This window comes from Mycobacterium sp., assembly GCF_049673265.1.
Classification (GTDB): domain Bacteria; phylum Actinomycetota; class Actinomycetes; order Mycobacteriales; family Mycobacteriaceae; genus Mycobacterium.
Window position 1 is genome coordinate 1 of sequence record NZ_JBATXN010000182.1, and the last position, 2,214, is coordinate 2,214.

At 68.6% G+C, this 2,214-nt stretch carries 3 protein-coding genes and 1 pseudogene; all 4 read right to left on the minus strand.

All coding sequences use genetic code 11. The annotated features are described in order from the left end of the window. Positions 1–73 precede the first annotated feature (73 nt). A complete protein-coding gene (locus WBF82_RS06390) occupies positions 74–838 on the minus strand; it encodes a cytochrome c biogenesis CcdA family protein (protein ID WP_424382231.1) in 765 nt (254 codons plus the stop codon). Beyond that, on the minus strand, positions 835–1,437 hold the full coding sequence (locus WBF82_RS06395; RefSeq protein ID WP_424382232.1) for a TlpA disulfide reductase family protein: 603 nt from the start codon (positions 1,435–1,437) through the stop codon (positions 835–837). The genes WBF82_RS06390 and WBF82_RS06395 overlap by 4 nt, the downstream gene beginning before the upstream one ends. Then, positions 1,434–2,042 carry a histidine phosphatase family protein gene (locus WBF82_RS06400; protein ID WP_424382233.1) on the minus strand — a complete coding sequence of 203 codons (609 nt, stop codon included), beginning with the start codon at positions 2,040–2,042 and terminating at the stop codon, positions 1,434–1,436. The genes WBF82_RS06395 and WBF82_RS06400 overlap by 4 nt, the downstream gene beginning before the upstream one ends. Continuing rightward, positions 2,042–2,214 (minus strand): annotated as a pseudogene (locus tag WBF82_RS06405) (glutamate-1-semialdehyde 2,1-aminomutase); the annotation flags it as partial. The pseudogene WBF82_RS06405 and the gene WBF82_RS06400, both read right to left, overlap by 1 nt.

Sequence of the window (2,214 nt, forward strand, 5' to 3'; positions counted from 1 at the left end):
AACAGCAGCACCAGCGCGGTGCCCATCGAGGTCAACGCGCGCCAGGTGTTTCGGGTCAACGCCAGCAGCCGGCTCAAATCGGCAACCTCACGTCCGAGACGAACGCGTCGCGCAACCACGAGATGAAGTCGTTCCACACACCGCTGACCAACGCGGCACCGACGGCGACCAGCAGCACACCGCCGAAGATCTGCAGCGCCCGGGTATGCCGGCGCAGCCAGTCCAGCCCGCCGACCGCTGCCGCCGACCCAAAGGCCAAGAGCACGAACGGGATACCCAAGCCCAGGCAGTAGGCGATGGTCAACGCGATTCCGCGGGCCACGCTCGCGCCGTCGGTGGCCGACGCGACGGTGATTACCCCCGTCAGCGTCGGCCCCAGACACGGCGTCCAGCCCAGCGCGAACACCGCACCCAGCAGCGGCGCCCCGGCCACCGTCGACAATTGCCGCGGCGCGAACCGGATCTGCCGCTGCAGCGCCGGCACGTAGCCCACGAACACCAGGCCCATCAGTATGGTCAGCACCCCGCCAACCCGTTGCAGCACAAGTTGATCGGTGATCAACGTGGTGGTCATGCCCAGCACGGCGACCGTGCCGAGCAAGAACACCACGGTGAACCCGGCGACGAACAACGCCGCCGACCCGGCGACCCGCCACCTTACGACGGGCGGCGCTTTCGCTGTCTCGTCGACGCCGACGACGGCGGCAAGATACGACAGGTAACCCGGCACCAATGGCACCACACACGGCGAGGCGAACGACACCAGTCCGGCTAGCAAGCACACGCTCAGCGCCAGCAATATCGGTCCGGCAGAGGCGATTTGGGTGAAGCCGCTCATTGCTGCCTGGCCGGTTCGGCGGCGATCCGTTGCACCACCGGCTGCAGATCCGCGGCCAGCAGTTCACGCAGGAAGACCGCCGCGACGCGGTGCTGGCGGTCAAGAACCAGGGTGGACGGGATGACGGTGGTGGGGTACTTGCCGCCGAACGCGATCATGGTGCGCATCGCCGGGTCGTAGATCGATGGGAACGTCACATTGCGGTCTTTGACGAAGTCCTGGGCCGCCTGTCGGTTGTTGTCGCGGACGTCGATGCCCAGCAGCGTGACGCCGTCGGCCTTGGTGGCGTTGTACACCTGCTGCAGTTGGGTGACCTCGGCCCGGCACGGCCCACACCACTGGCCCCACACGTTGATCACGACAACGCGGCCGGCGAACTCGTCGACCGACACCGTGCGCGACGGGTCCATCAGCTCGGGGCCGGCGACCGGTCCGGGTCGGCCGCGGTGATCGGGCGGGTCGTAGTAGATGTCGGTTTTGCCTCCGGGAGAGACGAATTCGAAGGTGCCGCCCTGAGCGACCGCGTCGTCGCCGCTGGAGCAGCCGACCAGCAGGCCGGCCACCGCCGCGGCGACGAGCGCCAGCCGCAGCGTGCTCATCCGCCCGCAGGCTCGCTGTAGTGCACGTCGACCAGCCGGTCGCCGTCGAATACCAACGACGTGACGGACCCTACCGCGCACTGGCGGCGCCGCGGGTCGTGCCAGAGCCGCTTGCCGGTCAGCGCCAACCGCACGGTCCACACCGGCAGCTGGTGGCTGACGCACACCGCCTCGTGGCCGGCGGCCAGCGCGCGGGCCTTATCCACCGCCGTCGTCATCCGCGCCGCGATCTGCTTGTACGGCTCGCCCCAGGACGGCGTGAACGGGTTGCGCAGCTGCCACCAGAACCGCGGGTCCCGCCAGGCGCCGTCGCCAGGGCCTAACCGCTTGCCCTCGAAAAAGTTTGACGACTCGATCAAGTCGGGATCGGTATCCACAGTCAGGTCGTGGCGGGCGGCGATCGGCGCAGCCGTCTCCTGTGCCCGCTGCAGCGGGGAGGCGATGACCGCCACGATGTCGCGGTCGGCCAGCACCCCGGCCACCGCTTCGGCTTGCTGAATCCCCTTGTCGGACAATCGGAATCCGGAAAGCCGCCCGTATAGCACGCCGTCGGGGTTGTACACCTCGCCGTGGCGTATCAGGTGGATCCGGGTCTGTTCGGCCATCAGGGCTTGCTCTCCTTGGCTGCGGCGGCGGGCGCGGGCAACACGTCGGCAATTCGGGCGAAGGCGGCATCGTCGAGCGCCGCCGAGACAAACCACGCCTCGAAGGCGCTGCACGGCGGGTAGACACCGCCGTCCAGCAGGGCGTGAAAGAAGGCTGGGAAGCGCCAGGTTT

Coding starts and splice junctions, on each gene's coding strand:
- WBF82_RS06390 (WP_424382231.1), bottom strand. CDS start 838: ATGAGCGGCTTCACCCAAATCGCCTCTGCCGGACCGATATTGCTGGCG.
- WBF82_RS06395 (WP_424382232.1), bottom strand. CDS start 1,437: ATGAGCACGCTGCGGCTGGCGCTCGTCGCCGCGGCGGTGGCCGGCCTG.
- WBF82_RS06400 (WP_424382233.1), bottom strand. CDS start 2,042: ATGGCCGAACAGACCCGGATCCACCTGATACGCCACGGCGAGGTGTAC.